The organism is Porphyrobacter sp. ULC335, from assembly GCF_025917005.1.
GTDB lineage: Bacteria > Pseudomonadota > Alphaproteobacteria > Sphingomonadales > Sphingomonadaceae > Erythrobacter.
Window position 1 is genome coordinate 1 of record NZ_CP078091.1, and the last position, 14,842, is coordinate 14,842.

Here is a 14,842-nt window from a genome sequence, read left to right on the forward strand (position 1 = left end):
ATCGATTCTGCGGAAGGGGAAGGCAGTACCTGTCGCAATGGGATTAAATAAGTCTGCGGACCCGTGTCCGGCAGGCTGTGGGTGAATTGGGGATGAGCTTGTGCACAGGACTGACAAGGCGCGGACGACTGGCCGCCAGGCCGACGAACATCTGATGGAAGATTCCGAAGCTGTAAATCTCGCGGCCGACTGGGCCGATATCAGTCAGGGCCTGCGCAAGGATCTGGGGCACCAGCTGCACAGCCAGTGGATCAAGCCGATCCAGCTTGGCGCGCTGACCCGCGATACCGGCACCCTCGATCTGTACCTGCCGACCGAATTCTCCGCCAACTGGGTGCGTGACCGCTTCCACGACCGCTTGCAGCTCGCCTGGAGCATTGCGCGCAGCGAAGTGCGCAAGGTTAACATCATCGTCCACCCGGGCCGCCGCCAGCTGCCCGACCTGCGCCTCGACGATGGTCGTCGCCCCGCCAATGATGGCGCGAGCGCGATTGCCATGGCCGCCGGCGCGCTGGGCGATGCGACCTTCACCTCCTCCGTCGGGCTCGACCCGTCGCTGACCTTCACCGCCTTCGTCACGGGCGAAGCGAACATCCTCGCCTGCAACGCGGCGCAGCGCATGGCGGCACTGGAACAGCCGCAGTTCTCGCCCCTGTATCTCAAGGCGGCGACCGGACAGGGCAAGACCCACCTGCTCCACGCCATCGGCCATGCCTATCTGCAGGCCCACCCGCGCGCCCGGATCTTCTACTGCTCGGCCGAGCGGTTCATGGTCGAGTTCGTGCAGGCTTTGAAGTCGAGCCAGACGATCGAGTTCAAGGCCCGGTTGCGCAGCTTCGACCTGCTGCTGGTGGACGATATCCAGTTCATCATCGGCAAGGCGAGCGCGCAGGAAGAACTGCTCTATACGATCGACGCGCTGCTGGCCGAAGGCAAACGGCTGGTCTTCGCCGCCGACCGCGCTCCGCAGGCGCTGGACGGGGTTGAACCGCGCCTGCTCAGCCGCCTGTCGATGGGCCTCGTCGCCGATATCCAGCCCGCCGATATCGAGCTGCGCAAGAAGATCCTCGTCTCCAAGCTGGTGCGCTTCGCGCCGCTCGCCGTGCCCGAGGACGTGGTCGAATTCCTCGCCCGCACCATCACCCGCAACATCCGCGAGCTGGTCGGCGGCCTCAACAAGCTGATCGCCTATGCCCAGCTGACCGGGCAGGAAGTCTCGCTCCAGCTGGCTGAAGAGCAGCTCACCGATATCCTTTCGGCCAACCGCCGCCGGATCACCATCGACGAGATCCAGCGCACCGTCTGCCAGTTCTACCGTATCGACCGTTCGGAGATGAGCTCCAAGCGGCGCGCACGCGCCGTGGTTCGCCCGCGGCAGGTGGCGATGTATCTGTCCAAGGTGCTCACCCCGCGTTCTTATCCCGAAATCGGGCGCAAGTTCGGCGGGCGCGACCATTCGACGGTGATCCACGCGGTGCGCCTGATCGAGGATCTGCGTCAGCGCGACGCCGACATGGACGGTGATGTGCGCAGCCTGCTGCGCCAGCTGGAGAGCTGATTACCCACAATCTGGCCACCGGCTTTGCACCGCGCTTTCGACAGGCTGATCCACAGCCCTGTCGACAGGCTGTGCACAGGCTGTAAACAGCCTGTCCATGCCTTCTCAGCGCCTTTCTCCCGACTGTATCGACCTGCCTGCCGGGTGGATTCCCGCGCTTGTCCGCGGCGCGCGGGGCAAGTGCCCGCGCTGCGGCGAGGCTGCGCTGTTCCGCGCATGGCTGAAACCCGTCGATCGCTGCGGCCATTGCAAGCAGGATTGGTCTGTGCAGCAGGCCGATGATTTCCCGGCCTATATCGGCATCTTCGTGGTTGGACACCTGCTCGCACCGGTGGTGATCGCGATGATCGGCACCTTCGGCATGTCGGCCTGGCTGACCCTTGCCATCATCCTGCCGGTGGCGATTGGGCTGCTGCTGGTGACGCTCCAGCCGACCAAGGGCGCGGTGATCGGCTTCCTGTGGTGGCATGGCATTGGTGCCTTCCGGCAAGAGCGCCGCGCGCCGGAGGACAAGCCGTGACGCTTTCTTCCGCCCGGCTTGACCGCTTCGCCCGCCACATCGTGCTGCCCGAAGTGGGCGGCGCAGGGCAGGTGCGGCTGGCCGAATCGCGCGTGGCGGTGATCGGGCTCGGCGGGATCGGAAGCCCTGCCCTGCAATATCTCGCCGCGAGCGGGATCGGCAGGCTCGCGCTGGTCGATGATGACGTGGTCGATGTCAGCAACCTCCAGCGGCAGACGATCTTCACCCAGCGCGATGTCGGCTATGGCAAGGCGGTATCGGCGCGGCGCTGGCTCGCCAATTTCGATGATGCCTTGCAGGTCGACGTCTCCGACGCGCGGATCACGCCCGAAAACGCCGCCAGCCTGATCGCAGGCGCGGACCTGGTGCTCGACGGTACCGACAATTTCGCCACCCGCCTCGCCGTATCGGACGCCTGCGTCGCGGCGAGAATTCCCTTGCTGTCAGCCGCCGTGGGCCGCTTTCAGGGGCAGGTCGGCGCTTTTGCCGGACACCTTGCCGGAGAGTCCTGTTATCGTTGCTTCGTCGGCGATGCCTTCGATGCCGAGGATTGCGACACTTGCGCGGATGACGGAATGCTCGGCGCGATGGCGGGCTGGGCGGGCAGTTTTGCCGCAATGCAGGCGGTCAAAGTGCTGCTGGCGGGGGTGAGCACGCTGGGCGATCCGCAATGGGGCCGCGTCCATATTCTCGACGGCATGGAGCCATCCTTGCGCACCATCCGCATCGGCAAGGACCCCGGCTGCCGAACCTGCGGCCCGGCTTCGGCCTGACCTGCGCCCGCCACGGCACGGCACGAAACTTCGCCCCGGCGCGGAACAAGCATCCCTCCTTCACGGTCGCCCCCTTCCCCAAGCAAGGAGGCTGACCCGATGAATTTCGACTTTGATATCGTGATGGTCCTGGCGCTGTTCACGATCGGCTCGGCGCTGGTGTACGGCATCGCCTCGTGGATGCGCGCCAACAAGGCGCAGGCCAATCATGAAGACGCGGCGGTGGCCCAGCGCCAGCGCGAGGAAGACGCCGTCCCCGATGCCGATGCCCAGAACGAAGGCTTCACCGCTGCCAATGGTTCAGGGCGCACTTGGACCGAAGAGCGCGGCGCCAATCCGCCCACGCCTACGCCGCCCCGGAACTGAGCACTTCGCCAACCCACTGCGGCACCAGCGCGCTGGCCGGGCCGTGGCGGGTTTCGTCGAACAGGCGAGAGCCTTCGCTCGGTTCGAGATTGAGTTCGAGCGTTCGCGCACCGGCCGCCCGTGCCTCCTGCACGAAGCCGGCGGCAGGATAGACCGCGCCGGATGTGCCGATGCTGACAAACAGATCGCAGCTTTCAAGCGCGCGGTAGATGCGGCCCATTTCATAAGGCATCTCGCCGAACCACACGACATCGGGGCGCAGGGTCGGCGCGCGGCAGACGGGGCATGGCGGGCGGTCGATCATGGTCGCGTCCCATCGGCTGCGGGTCTCGCATGATTGGCACAGCGCCGATTTCAGCTCGCCATGCATATGCAGCACCCGCGCCGATCCGCCGCGTTCGTGCAGGTCGTCGACATTCTGGGTGACGAGCAGCAGATCGCCGCGAAATTCGCGCTCCAGTTGCGCCAGCGCCATGTGCGCAGGGTTGGGCGCCACATTGCCTAACGCGGCGCGCCGCATGTCGTAGAAGTTCAAAACAAGGTCGGGGTTGCGGGCGAAACCTTCGGGCGTGGCGACATCCTCGACCCGGTGCTGCTCCCAAAGTCCGCCCGCCGAGCGGAAGGTATCGATCCCGCTTTCGGCGGAAATCCCTGCGCCGGTGAGGATGACGATGCGTTTAATCTCTGCCATGAGGCCTTCAAGCATGGGGCATAGAGGCAAGGCAATGGCACAGCTCAAATTCGGGGTGATCGGACACAAGGGCCGGATGGGACAGGCGCTGGAGACAGCGATTGCTGACGCGGGCCATGCGATGTGTGTCGGCGTGGATGCCGGAGGCAGCATCGGCCCCCATGCCAGCCAGTGCGACGTGCTGATCGATTTCTCCGCGCCGGATGCCCTCGCCGCGAACCTTGGCGCGGCAAAGGTGGCGGGCAAGCCGATCGTTATCGGCACGACCGGACTTGAAGAGCCACATTTCGTGATGCTGGCCGAAGCCGCGCGCGCCGTGCCGGTACTGCAATCGGGCAACTTCTCGCTGGGCGTGACGCTGATGGCGCATCTGGTGCGCGAGGCCGCGGCGCGGCTGGGGCCGGAATGGGATATCGAGGTGCTGGAAATGCACCACCGCATGAAGGTCGATGCGCCGTCCGGCACGGCCAAACTGCTCGGCGAGGCGGCCGCGGCAGGGCGCGGGATCGTGCTCGGCGACAACATGGAAAGCGGCCGCCACGGTATGACCGGCGCGCGGGCTGAAGGCGCAATCGGCTTTGCCACCCTGCGCGGCGGCACTGTGGCGGGCGAACACAGCGTGATCTTTGCAGGAAGCGAAGAGCGGCTGACCCTCAGCCACTCGGCCGAAAATCGCATGATCTTCGCACGCGGGGCGGTGCGAGCGGCGCAGTGGCTGACGGGTCAAAGCGCCGGACGCTACACCATGAACGACGTGCTGGGGCTCTGAGCCTTGAACAGTTCGGCGCGCGGTGTACTGCGCGACTAATGCACATTGATCCATAGGGGAGCGATCATCGCCATGGCCATCAACCTCACCCCCGCGCAGCAGGCCGCGCGTCTGGTCGACAGTCTTGGCCCTGACGCGCTGGCACAGGCGCAGGCCTACACCACCGGCAATCACTGGCTGCTGTTCCTGAACGTCGGTGTGTCGCTGCTGGTCGCTTTCATCATGGTCCGCCTGCGGCTGCTCGACCGGATTGCCGATCGCATGGCGCATCGCAAGCCGTGGCTTTCCACCTTCACGATCAGCGCCGCTTTCCTGATCATCTCCACGCTGATCGCTCTCCCCTGGACGATCTACACCAACTGGTATCGTGAGCGGTCCTATAGCCTGTCGAGCCAGCCGCTTGGCGATTTCCTCGGGCAGATGGCGACGGGCGAATTGATCGGGATGGTGCTGGGCGGGCTGTTCCTGACCGGGGTCTATGCGCTGATCCGCCGCACCGGCCAGCGCTGGTGGCTGTGGAGCGGCGGCCTTGCCGGCGTGGCCGCACTGGTCGGGCTGCTGGCCGGCCCGGCCCTGATCGAGCCGCTGTTCAACGAATACAAGCCCGTGCCTCCGGGCGAAGTGCGCACCGCGCTGGAAGAGATCGCCGACGACGTCGACATCCCGCACGACCGCATCTTCATGTATGATGGCTCGCGCCAGTCCGACCGCTTCACCGCCAATGTCTCCGGCATCGGCCCCACGGCGCGGATCGCGATTTCGGACGTGGCGCTGAAACAAGCCTCGGTCGCCGAGGTGCGCGCTGTGACCGGGCATGAGGCCGGGCATTACAAGCTCGGCCATATCTGGCGCTATGCTGTGATCTTCCCGGTGTTGGCGATGGTGTTCTTCTTCCTGATGAACCGCCTGTTCGCGCCCACCGCGCGGGCGCTGGGCAGCGATGCGCGGCTTGACGAGCCGCGCGGCCTGCCGGTCTTTGCCGTGGTGGGATCGGTGCTGGGCCTGCTGGTCACCCCCGTCACCAACACCCTTACCCGCGTCGGCGAGACCGAGGCGGACCGTTATTCGCTGGAGACGGTGAACGAGCCGGACGCGCTGGCCACAGCCTTGGTGAAGACCGCCGAATACCGCTACCCGCGCCCCAGCGCGCTGCAGGAGGCGCTGTTCTATACCCACCCCTCGGTCGAAAAGCGCGCGCTCATGGCCATGGAGTGGAAGGCGACGCATCCCCCTGAGGTCACGAAATAAGCAAGGGCGGAAAGACGATGGAGGACGACTTTGACGATCTGGCCTATCTGCGCGATCAGGTGAGCACATTGGTGGAATCGGGTTTCTTCAACGAGGACGACCTTGAAACCTACATCGCCGACCTTGCCTTCGACCCCCACAGCGCGCCGCACGCGGGCGTAGTACGGCAACATGCGCTTGCTGCCTTGGCTACCAAGCGCGCGGCCGAGGCAACATGGCCAGCGGTGACCGACTGGGACCGCCTTGCCCGCGCCTTCGATGCGCTGGAGGCAGACGGCATCCTCGCGCTTCACAATGCCGGGATGACAACCAGCGACGCGCATGGCGACGCATGGGACCTGATTGGCCGCGATCCGCCGGACAGTTGGCGCGGCTTTGCCTATTATCACGGTCAGGATATCGAACGGGTGCTCGGCGGGCACGCGCTGTTCATCGGCTTCGACGCGGTGGCAGAAGGGGTCGAGGCCAAGCGGGGGATCGGCGAGTCGGTCGTCGCCGCGCTCAAGGCGGAAGGCTTTGCGCCTTCGTGGAACGGCGATCCCGAAACGCGCCTCGATGTGCCGGGGATCGTATGGCACAAGCGCACCGACTGGGTGCGCCCGGCTGGCCCCGCGGCTCCTCTTCCCCCGCCCCCGCCACCGCCACCAAGGCGCCCGCGCGGTGCCGCTGCGGGAAGCGACTTGTGGCAAAGGCTCTTCGGCCGCTAAGCGCAAGGCGATGACCAAGGACCAGATCTTCGAATTCTTCCGCCGTCTGGCCGAGGACAATCCCTCGCCCCAGACCGAGCTGGAATATGGCAATGCCTACCAGCTGCTCGTCGCCGTGGCGCTATCCGCGCAGGCGACCGATGTGGGCGTGAACAAGGCGACCCGCGCGCTGTTCGCCAAGGTCGAAACGCCGCAGCAGATGCTCGATCTCGGCGAGGACGGGCTGAAGGAGCACATCAAGACCATCGGGCTCTTCAATTCCAAGGCCAAGAATGTCATCGCGCTCAGCCAAATCCTCGTCGACGAACATGGCGGCGCGGTGCCTGACACGCGCGAGGCGCTGGTCCGGCTCCCCGGCGTCGGGCGCAAGACGGCCAATGTGGTGCTCAATTGCTGGTTCGGGCAGGAAACTTTCGCGGTCGATACGCACATTTTCCGCCTAGGAAACCGCACCGGAATGGCCAAGGGCAAGACCCCCGATCATGTCGAAGCCAAGCTGGAAAAGCGCGTGCCCCAGCCCTTCCGCCGGGATTCGCACCACTGGATGATCCTGCACGGGCGATACGTCTGCAAGGCGCGGCAGCCCGAATGCTGGCGCTGCACGGTCGTGGACCTTTGCAGTTTCAAGAAGAAAGTTCTCGAGAACCCGCGCGTCTGACACGCCGCAATCCCGTTGCAAAACCATACCATTAGGCGTGTGGCCCGAATCGCGTTACGCTCCCCTTCCATAACAGGGGAGATGAGCCATGCGCTTTACCATGTCGTCCCGCCGCGCTCTGATGTTGAGCGCCTGTCTGTCGCTCGCGGTTTCGCCCGCCCTTGCGCAGGACGCCTCTCCCCCGCCTGAAGACGAAGAGGAAAACTACGACGCCGTGATCGTCACCGGCACGCGCATCACGCAGGGCGGCGCGCAGGATGTGAAGCATTTCCGCTCCATCGCACTTGGCGAGTCCGACGACGGAGGTCTCCCGCAGGCATCGAGCTTCACGGTCGAAGGTCTGCTGAGCGAACATGATCTGGTGCTGCCCTCCAAGCGCGACTGCACGCAGCTGTTCTGCGTCGCCACCCACGCCAAGGCTTCGGCGCGGACGACGGGCGAGCACTTCGTCGGCATCGGCTTTGAAAGCGGGATCGACGGCGCGGCCTATGCTGCCGAACCGATCAGCCTGATTGCGGTGATCGACCGCTCGGGCTCGATGACGGGCGAACCGATGGCGCGGGTCAAGGAAGGCCTGCACGCCGTGATCGACCTGCTGGGCGAAGGTGACCGGCTCGGCATCGTTATCTACGGCACCACCTCGCTGGTGCATCAGCCGGTGATCGAGGTTGCGGGCAACAAGGATGTGCTGCACCTCGCGGTCGATGCGATCGGGATTGACGGATCGACTTCGATGGAAGCGGGCATGAAGCTGGGCTTTGCCACCGCCTTTGCCGAACGGCCCAACAGCCGCGGCAAGACCCGCATGATGCTGTTCACTGACGAGAACCCGAATACCGGCAACACCAGCGCCGAAGGCTTCATGGCGCAAGCCATCGATGGATCGCGCAAGGGCGTGGGCCTCACCACCATCGGCGTAGGCGCCCATTTCGACGGCGCGCTCGCCACCAAGGTATCGAGCGTGCGCGGCGGCAACCTGTTCTTCGTCCCGCGCGAAGGCGCTGCCACTGACCTGTTCGCCAAGGAATTCGGCAACATGGTGAGCGAGGTGGCGCAGGATCTGGTCATCTCCATCGACCCGGCGGACGGCGTGAAGGTCGGCACGATTTACGGCGTGCCGGGCGAGCTGATCGCCGATGCAGGCAATGGCACGGTGACGGTCACCATCGGCAGCGCCTTCCTGTCGAACAATGGCGGCGGGATTTTCGCTACGCTGGAAGGTGACCCTAGGGGCGCTCCGCTTGCGGACATTGCGGTCAGCTACACCAACGCCGTCACCCAGAAGCGCGAGAGCGATACAGACCGGGTCGCGCTCTCGGAAGAAGGCGTGCCCGCCAACCTCGCCAAGGCCGAGCTGCTGGTCGATCAATATGTCACCACCCGCGCGGCGCTGGCGGCCTATCACCAGAACCGTGATGCCAAGCGCGCGGCGGAGCTGCTGGCAGGTCTTTCGGAGCGGATCGCGGCCTCGGGCGTGACCGGCATCGATGGCGAGGTCCAGCTTGTCGCCGGGCTTCAGGCCAAGGCCACGCGCCTCGCCGGGTTGCCGCAGACCACCCTGCCGGGCCAGATCGGCCAAGTGTTCGGCGAATGGAAGGTTGTGCGCCACAAGGGCGTGGACGATGTGTCGCGCGGCGATCTGATCGCAATCACCCAGGACGGCGAATTCATCACCGAGCGCAACAGCGGCCGCGATGCCGGAGAAGAAATCTATCAGGGCTACGCGATCAACGAAAAGCAGCTGCACATCGAGGGAACGGACCTCGTATTCAATTACAGTGTCAGCGGCGACCGCCTGTTCCTGCGCAACGCGCGTGACGGGGTGGAAATCCTGATGGAGCGCGACGCGACCTGATCCCCGCATGGATTAAGGCGCGGTTCAAGCGGCGGGGCGATGATGGCGGCTCTTTTGGTGGAGAGACATGCCATGATCCCCCGCTTGCTCGCTCTCGTGTCTGCGCCGTTGATCCTTGCCGCCTGCGCGCCATCCGATCCCGCCGCGCGTGCCGAAGCCGATGCCGCGCGCACGCCTGCGGTGAGAGTGCTGGGTGCCGGGCAGAACTGCATCGACCGCTCGCAGGTGCGCAACTCCGTGGTGCGCAGCGACAGGGTGATCGATTTCGAGATGATCGGCGGCAAGGTCTATCGCAGCACGCTCACCAACCGCTGCCCCGGCCTCGGCTGGGACCGCGCAATCACTTACGAAACCTCGATCAACCAGCTGTGCACGCAGCAGATCGTCTACAGCCTCACCAACATCGGCGGCGTCCCGCAACGCGGCGCGGGCTGCGCACTGGGTGAGTTTGTGCCGGTGGAGTATGTGAAGGAGTAGGCGGGGCGGACAGCCCTACCCCTTCCCCTCGTCGAAATTGCTCGGGTCCAGTTCCAGCCCCGCGCGGCCATCGGCCGCCGTGTGGGCGGGTGCGTGGGGGTGCTCGACGACCTCGGGCTCTTCGACCTCCAGCATCCCTTCCCACTTGGTGATCACCGCGGTCGCCACCGCGTTGCCGACCACGTTGGTCGCGGTGCGGCCCATGTCGAGGAACTGGTCGATGGCGAGGATGATCGCCACGCCCTCCACCGGCAGCCCGAACATCGCCAGCGTGCCGGTAATCACCACGAGGCTGGCGCGCGGCACGGCGGCGATGCCCTTGGACGAGATCATCAGCGTCAGCAGGATCATGATCTGCGTGCCGATGGGGAGATCGATCCCGTAAGCCTGCGCGATGAACAAAGTCGCGAAGCTCATATACATCATCGAGCCATCGAGATTGAACGAGTACCCCAGCGGCAGCATGAAGCCCGAAATGCGGCGCGGCACGCCGAAGCGGTCGAGCTGTTCGAACAGCTTGGGCAGCGCGGCTTCCGACGAAGCGGTCGAGAAAGCGATCATCAGCGGTTGGCGGATGTAACGGATCAGCTGCCAGATGCGCTTGCCGAGGAATACCGCGCCTGCGCTGAGCAGGATGACCCACAGCAGCACCAGCGACAGATAGAATTCGACCAACAAGGTCAGATAGGTGCCGAGGATCGCCAGCCCGCTCGCCGCGACCACGTTGGCCAGCGCGCCGAACACCGCAATGGGCGCATAGCGCATCACATAGCCGGTGACCTGCAGCATCATCTCGGCCAGCGCATCCGCGCCGGTGACCAGCGCCTTGCCGCGCTCCCCGATGGCCGACAGGGCGACGCCTGCGAAGATCGAGAACACCAGAATTTGCAGGATATTATTGGTCGCCAGCGCCTCGACCGCGTTCTTGGGGAAGATCGAGAGGATGAACTCTGTCGCCTTCAGCTCCTTCACTTCGCCCACCGCAGCGGTTGCAGCTGCGGCATCGGGGATCGGCGCGCCGATGCCAGGCTGGAAGATGTTGACCAAAACCAACCCCAACCCGATCGAAACGAGGCTCGCGGTGATGAACCACGCCAGCGCGCGCACGCCGATGCGGCCCAGCGCGGCGCTATCGCCCATATGCGCGATGCCGACGACGATGGTCGACAGCACCAGCGGCGCAACCAGCATCTTGATGAGATTGAGGAAGATGTCCGACAGCAGCTTGAACCACGGCGCGATCGATTCCTTGATCACGTCGGCGGGCACCATCTGGTTGAGCGTCTGCCCAACGATCACGCCCAGCACCATGCCGGCAAGGATATAGAGGGTCAGCTTGCGGTCCATGATTTCCGGTTCTCTCCCGCGCGCCCGGAGGCGCTAGTTTTCCGTCTCGGCGAGGGCCAGCGCGTTGTGCGCAATGCGGGCGTAGATGCGCGCGAGCACATCCAGATCGGGTATCGCCACCGCCTCGTCGCGCTTGTGCATCGTCGCGTTGCACAGGCCGAATTCGATCACCGGGCACACGGCGCGCAGGAAACGCGCGTCGGACGTGCCGCCGGTGGTGCTGAGTTCAGGCGCCACACCCGTTTCAGCCTCGACCGCCGCCGCGACCAGTTTCGAGAACGCCCCCGGCTCGGTCAGGAAGGGCTCGCCCGAGATGACGGGACGGGCCTTGCCGCCGTGCTTTTCTGCGATCGCGCACACCCGGTCGGACAGGCTCTTGCCGGTGTGCAGGTCGTTGAAGCGGATCGAGATGCGCGCCGCGCCCGCTGCCGGGATCACGTTATGCGCGCGGTTGCCGACATTGATATCGGTGATCTCCAGGTTGGAAGGCTGGAACCACTTTGTCCCTGTATCCAGCGTCAGCGCGTCCAGTTCTCCGAGGATCGCAACCAGCTTGGGCAGCGGATTATCGGCAAGGTGCGGATAGGCGACATGGCCCTGCGTGCCCTCGACGTCGATGAAGATATTGACCGACCCGCGCCGCCCGATCTTCACCATATCGCCAAGGCGGTTCACCGAAGTCGGCTCGCCCACCAGACACAGGTCAGGCTGGATGCCTGCTTCGGTCATGTAATCGATCAGCGCGCGAGTGCCGTGGAGCGCGGGGCCTTCCTCGTCGCCGGTGATGATGAAGCTGATCGTCCCGGCCTCTTGCGGAACCTCGGCCACGGCGGCGACCATCGCGGCGATCGCGCCCTTCATGTCGACTGCGCCGCGTCCGTGGAGCAACTCACCGCGCACCTGCGGCTCGAAAGGATCACTCGCCCAGCCTTCTCCCGGCGGGACGACGTCGAGATGCCCGGCAAAGGCAAAGTGCTTCGATCCCGCAGGACCGGCGCGCAGGGCGAACAGGTTCTCGACCGGCGCTTCCTCGCTCCCTTCGGCCCCGTCGCCCCGCGTAAAACGGTGGACGGCAAAGCCCAGAGGGACCAGCATGGCCTCCAGTTCAGTGAACACCGCACCGGTCGCTGGCGTCACGGAAGGCGCGGCGATCAGGCGCTTGGCAAGGTCGGCTACGTCAAGCATTGTCCAAGGCCTAGCAGGAGTTGCCGCCAATGCCCAAGCTTGATCTTGCCGCCATTCCCCAGACGAATGTGACCGGCTATCCGCCGCCATTCGATGCGGCGGTGGATGGGCGCTGGTATCGCCGCCTTGCCCCGGTCGCGGGCCTGACCATGATGGGCGCAAGCCACGTCACCCTGCTGCCCGGTGCTTTCTCTTCGCAGCGGCACTGGCATCGCGGTCAGGACGAGCTGGTGGTGATGCTGTCGGGCGCAGCGGTGCTGATCGACGACCACGGCGAACTCCCGGTCGGCCCCGGCGATGTGCTCACGTTCCCCGCGGGCGTGGAAAACGGGCATTGCCTGCACAACCGCTCGGATGAACCCTGTGTCTTCGTCGCCATCAGCGCCGGCAGCCGGGAGGCTGACAGCGGCGAGTATTCCGATATCGACATGGTGTTCGATGCCGAAGGCTACGCCCGTAAGGATGGCACTCGGTACGAGGCAACGCGCATCCCGTGATCGACCCCGTAGTCAACTGGGCCGGGTTTGCATTGGCGGTGTTGCTGATCGAGATGACGCCCGGACCCAACATGGCGTGGCTGGTCACGCTGACGCTGGCCGAAGGGCGCCGCGCCGGGCTTGGGGCGATCTTCGGGGTGGCGCTCGGCCTCACCGCCAATGCCGCCTTGAGCGTGCTTGCGGCCAGCCTGATCCTTGCGCAGGGCCCGGCGCTGACCAAGGCGGTTTCGGTGCTGGCCGCGGCGATGATGGCGTGGCTGGCGTGGGAAGCGTGGAAAGGTTCAGGCGAGAGTTCACCCGCCGCCACCCCGCGCCAGAGCACCGAGCGTCATGCCCTCGCGGGTTTCGCGATCAACCTGCTCAATCCCAAGTCGGCGCTGTTTTTCATCACGGTGATGCCGCAGTTCATCCCCGATGGTCAGCCGGGTTTCGGCGAAGGCCTGACGCTGGCGGCGATCAGCGTGAGCATAGCCACCGCGATCCACCTGACGCTGGTGCTGCTGGCCGAGCAAGCTCGCGGCGTGCTCATGGCCGAAGCGCGCGCGCGGATCGTCCGGCGGGTGCTGGCGCTGGCGATGCTGGGCGTGGGCCTGTGGTTCCTTGCGAAGGCCTTCGTCGCCTAGCGGCGGCGTTCGTCCGGCACCACCAGCGGCCCCGGCGCAAAGGCGCTTTCGAGCAGATCGGCGATCCGCAAGCCCGCCTGCTGCACCCGCCGCTTGGCAATTGGCACGCCGCGCACGATGTCCTCCTGGCTGAGAGCCGTCTTTGCCGGCAGCGGCGCCGCGCAGACGTTCTCGGTATCGAAGGCGGTGGGATAGACGAAGCTGCGCGCGATTTCCCAGCTTTCGCGGCCCCAGTCGTCGGGCAATCCGCCGCCCAGCTCCGAACGCTCGGCGGGAGAATAGCGCCGCACCACCGGATCGGCGGGATCGCTGATCGCGCGTTCGGCCAGCGGGCCATCCCAGATCCAGTGCAGGTTGAGGCTGGGGATGATGCCGTAATCGGTCTCGCGGTCATTGCCGCCGCGGTCCTCGTTGTCGCCCGAATGCAGCGGCATGTGCACATCACCGGCGAAGTGGACCATAAAGGCCAGCGCTTCGAGCCGGACGGGGGCGGGCAGGCTTTCATCGGCAAGGACGCGATGCGCGCGGGTGATCTGCGCGGTCACACAATTGCCGCCCGCACAATTGGCGCGCGGGTTGAACGCTTCGCAGATCGGCGCGGTGCGGTAATGCCATGCCGAAGTGTAGCCCCAGCGCCAGCCTTCGTTGCGCACGCAATCGGCCCATACAGCGGCATCCTGCAAGGTCTTGAGCGGGCAATCGGGCGTGCCGAGATCCTTCTCGCGCGCAAGCAATGCGCGGATCTTGGCGCGCGCTTCGGGCGAGACATTCGCCTCGGCAATACTGGCGGTCTGCTGATGGGCGTAGAAGCCCCAGGCGCTTGCCGGGGCAGGCACCAGCGCCAGCAGGCCCAGCAAAAATGCGGCGATGCCCCTCATGCGATTTTCTCCCATTGCTCGATCACCCATTCCTCTGCCTCGGCAGCCCCGATCCATTCGCGCATCCAGTCGTGCTCGAGGATCGCCTGCATATAGGCCTGCGCAAAGCCGGGGACGCCGATGCCGTAGGTGACGAAGCGCGTCACCACCGGAGCATAAAAGATATCCGCCGCGCCGAAGGTTCCGAACAGATAGGGCCCCGCGCTGCCATGGCGCGCGCGGGCTTCTGCCCACAGGCCGAGGATGCGGACGATATCGTGCTTCGCGCCTTCGGAAACGCCCGGCAGTTCCACGCGGCGGCGGATGTTCATCGGCAGCTCGCGGCGCAGGGAGAGATAGCCCGAGTGCATTTCGGCAACCATCGCCCGCGCCATGCCGCGCGCGGCCTCATCCTTGGGCCAGAACCGCTCACGCCCGACCTTGTCGGCGCAATATTCGAGGATGGCGAGGCTATCCCACACCACGGTCTCGTCATCCCACAGGACCGGCACCTTGCCGCTGGAGGGCTGGACCTCGCCCATGTCCTGCTTGATCCGGTCCCACTCCTCGCCCAGCAGCGGAACGGTCAGTTCCTCGAAATGAAGGCCCGACTGCTTGACCGCGAGCCAGCCGCGCAGGGACCAACTCGAATAGTTCTTGTTGCCGATGATGAGTTTCATGTCGGTCTGCTCCACCTGCAAGACTGATTGA

The 14,842-nt window shown here is 65.4% G+C and carries 17 protein-coding genes; 12 read left to right on the forward strand and 5 right to left on the reverse strand.

From position 1 onward, the window contains the following. Nucleotides 1-154: 154 nt before the first annotated feature. From dnaA to KVF90_RS00020, 4 genes are all read left to right on the forward strand, one after another. Nucleotides 155-1,558, forward strand: a complete 1,404-nt coding sequence (gene dnaA, locus KVF90_RS00005) for a chromosomal replication initiator protein DnaA (RefSeq protein WP_264392801.1) — start codon at nt 155-157, stop codon at nt 1,556-1,558. A 97-nt stretch (nt 1,559-1,655) separates the two neighbouring features. Continuing rightward, nucleotides 1,656-2,078, forward strand: a complete 423-nt coding sequence (locus tag KVF90_RS00010) for a DUF983 domain-containing protein (protein WP_264392802.1) — start codon at nt 1,656-1,658, stop codon at nt 2,076-2,078. After that, nucleotides 2,075-2,851 carry a HesA/MoeB/ThiF family protein gene (locus tag KVF90_RS00015; RefSeq protein ID WP_264392803.1) on the forward strand — a complete coding sequence of 259 codons (777 nt, stop codon included), beginning with the start codon at nt 2,075-2,077 and terminating at the stop codon, nt 2,849-2,851. Before KVF90_RS00010 ends, KVF90_RS00015 begins: the two co-directional genes overlap by 4 nt. A gap of 99 nt (nt 2,852-2,950) precedes the next feature. Beyond that, a complete protein-coding gene (locus KVF90_RS00020) occupies nt 2,951-3,217 on the forward strand; it encodes a hypothetical protein (RefSeq protein WP_264392804.1) in 267 nt (88 codons plus the stop codon). On the opposite strand, the gene KVF90_RS00025 is transcribed toward KVF90_RS00020, so the two are convergent. Next, nucleotides 3,198-3,908 (reverse strand): NAD-dependent deacylase, encoded by a 711-nt coding sequence (locus KVF90_RS00025; protein WP_264392805.1) that lies wholly within the window; start codon nt 3,906-3,908, stop codon nt 3,198-3,200. The two genes, KVF90_RS00020 and KVF90_RS00025, sit on opposite strands and share 20 nt — an antisense overlap. A 34-nt stretch (nt 3,909-3,942) precedes the next feature. Here KVF90_RS00025 and dapB point away from each other — a divergent pair, with 34 nt between their 5' ends. The 6 genes from dapB to KVF90_RS00055 all read left to right on the forward strand — a co-directional run bounded on the left by dapB (nt 3,943) and on the right by KVF90_RS00055 (nt 9,622). Continuing rightward, nucleotides 3,943-4,677 carry a 4-hydroxy-tetrahydrodipicolinate reductase gene (dapB, locus tag KVF90_RS00030; protein WP_264392806.1) on the forward strand — a complete coding sequence of 245 codons (735 nt, stop codon included), beginning with the start codon at nt 3,943-3,945 and terminating at the stop codon, nt 4,675-4,677. 72 nt (nt 4,678-4,749) lie between these two features. Beyond that, nucleotides 4,750-5,925, forward strand: coding sequence for a M48 family metallopeptidase (locus KVF90_RS00035; RefSeq protein WP_264392807.1), 1,176 nt, complete (start codon nt 4,750-4,752; stop codon nt 5,923-5,925). A 17-nt stretch (nt 5,926-5,942) separates the two neighbouring features. Next, nucleotides 5,943-6,632 carry a DUF6891 domain-containing protein gene (locus KVF90_RS00040; protein WP_264392808.1) on the forward strand — a complete coding sequence of 230 codons (690 nt, stop codon included), beginning with the start codon at nt 5,943-5,945 and terminating at the stop codon, nt 6,630-6,632. Between the two features lie 10 nt (nt 6,633-6,642). Further along, entirely contained in the window at nt 6,643-7,290 is a 648-nt protein-coding gene (gene nth / locus KVF90_RS00045; RefSeq protein WP_264392809.1) for an endonuclease III, read from the forward strand. Between the two features lie 88 nt (nt 7,291-7,378). Continuing rightward, complete coding sequence (locus KVF90_RS00050; protein ID WP_264392810.1) at nt 7,379-9,145, forward strand: vWA domain-containing protein; 1,767 nt, start codon at nt 7,379-7,381, stop codon at nt 9,143-9,145. A 72-nt stretch (nt 9,146-9,217) separates the two neighbouring features. After that, nucleotides 9,218-9,622 (forward strand): hypothetical protein, encoded by a 405-nt coding sequence (locus KVF90_RS00055; RefSeq protein ID WP_264392811.1) that lies wholly within the window; start codon nt 9,218-9,220, stop codon nt 9,620-9,622. 15 nt (nt 9,623-9,637) lie between these two features. On the opposite strand, the gene KVF90_RS00060 is transcribed toward KVF90_RS00055, so the two are convergent. Next, a complete protein-coding gene (locus tag KVF90_RS00060) occupies nt 9,638-10,969 on the reverse strand; it encodes a dicarboxylate/amino acid:cation symporter (RefSeq protein ID WP_264392812.1) in 1,332 nt (443 codons plus the stop codon). A gap of 33 nt (nt 10,970-11,002) precedes the next feature. Then, entirely contained in the window at nt 11,003-12,154 is a 1,152-nt protein-coding gene (gene dapE, locus KVF90_RS00065; RefSeq protein ID WP_264392813.1) for a succinyl-diaminopimelate desuccinylase, read from the reverse strand. Between the two features lie 29 nt (nt 12,155-12,183). Between dapE and KVF90_RS00070 the strand changes: the two genes are divergently transcribed. Together KVF90_RS00070 and KVF90_RS00075 are read left to right on the forward strand one after the other, a co-directional pair. Further along, nucleotides 12,184-12,651, forward strand: a complete 468-nt coding sequence (locus tag KVF90_RS00070) for a cupin domain-containing protein (protein ID WP_264392814.1) — start codon at nt 12,184-12,186, stop codon at nt 12,649-12,651. Continuing rightward, the gene (locus tag KVF90_RS00075; protein WP_264392815.1) at nt 12,648-13,274 is read left to right on the forward strand and encodes a LysE family translocator; all 627 of its coding nucleotides are present in this window, start codon (nt 12,648-12,650) and stop codon (nt 13,272-13,274) included. The genes KVF90_RS00070 and KVF90_RS00075 overlap by 4 nt, the downstream gene beginning before the upstream one ends. Here KVF90_RS00075 and KVF90_RS00080 read toward each other — a convergent pair. Both KVF90_RS00080 and KVF90_RS00085 read right to left on the reverse strand, forming a co-directional pair. Next, a complete protein-coding gene (locus KVF90_RS00080) occupies nt 13,271-14,152 on the reverse strand; it encodes a S1/P1 nuclease (protein ID WP_264392816.1) in 882 nt (293 codons plus the stop codon). The genes KVF90_RS00075 and KVF90_RS00080 overlap by 4 nt on opposite strands. Continuing rightward, complete coding sequence (locus tag KVF90_RS00085) at nt 14,149-14,811, reverse strand: glutathione S-transferase family protein (RefSeq protein WP_264392817.1); 663 nt, start codon at nt 14,809-14,811, stop codon at nt 14,149-14,151. The genes KVF90_RS00080 and KVF90_RS00085 overlap by 4 nt, the downstream gene beginning before the upstream one ends. Nucleotides 14,812-14,842 lie beyond the last annotated feature (31 nt).

Coding starts and splice junctions, on each gene's coding strand:
- KVF90_RS00020 (WP_264392804.1), top strand. CDS start 2,951: ATGAATTTCGACTTTGATATCGTGATGGTCCTGGCGCTGTTCACGATC.
- KVF90_RS00040 (WP_264392808.1), top strand. CDS start 5,943: ATGGAGGACGACTTTGACGATCTGGCCTATCTGCGCGATCAGGTGAGC.
- dapE (WP_264392813.1), bottom strand. CDS start 12,154: ATGCTTGACGTAGCCGACCTTGCCAAGCGCCTGATCGCCGCGCCTTCC.
- KVF90_RS00055 (WP_264392811.1), top strand. CDS start 9,218: ATGATCCCCCGCTTGCTCGCTCTCGTGTCTGCGCCGTTGATCCTTGCC.
- KVF90_RS00085 (WP_264392817.1), bottom strand. CDS start 14,811: ATGAAACTCATCATCGGCAACAAGAACTATTCGAGTTGGTCCCTGCGC.
- KVF90_RS00025 (WP_264392805.1), bottom strand. CDS start 3,908: ATGGCAGAGATTAAACGCATCGTCATCCTCACCGGCGCAGGGATTTCC.
- KVF90_RS00050 (WP_264392810.1), top strand. CDS start 7,379: ATGCGCTTTACCATGTCGTCCCGCCGCGCTCTGATGTTGAGCGCCTGT.
- dnaA (WP_264392801.1), top strand. CDS start 155: ATGGAAGATTCCGAAGCTGTAAATCTCGCGGCCGACTGGGCCGATATC.
- nth (WP_264392809.1), top strand. CDS start 6,643: ATGACCAAGGACCAGATCTTCGAATTCTTCCGCCGTCTGGCCGAGGAC.
- KVF90_RS00070 (WP_264392814.1), top strand. CDS start 12,184: ATGCCCAAGCTTGATCTTGCCGCCATTCCCCAGACGAATGTGACCGGC.
- dapB (WP_264392806.1), top strand. CDS start 3,943: ATGGCACAGCTCAAATTCGGGGTGATCGGACACAAGGGCCGGATGGGA.
- KVF90_RS00080 (WP_264392816.1), bottom strand. CDS start 14,152: ATGAGGGGCATCGCCGCATTTTTGCTGGGCCTGCTGGCGCTGGTGCCT.
- KVF90_RS00010 (WP_264392802.1), top strand. CDS start 1,656: ATGCCTTCTCAGCGCCTTTCTCCCGACTGTATCGACCTGCCTGCCGGG.
- KVF90_RS00035 (WP_264392807.1), top strand. CDS start 4,750: ATGGCCATCAACCTCACCCCCGCGCAGCAGGCCGCGCGTCTGGTCGAC.
- KVF90_RS00060 (WP_264392812.1), bottom strand. CDS start 10,969: ATGGACCGCAAGCTGACCCTCTATATCCTTGCCGGCATGGTGCTGGGC.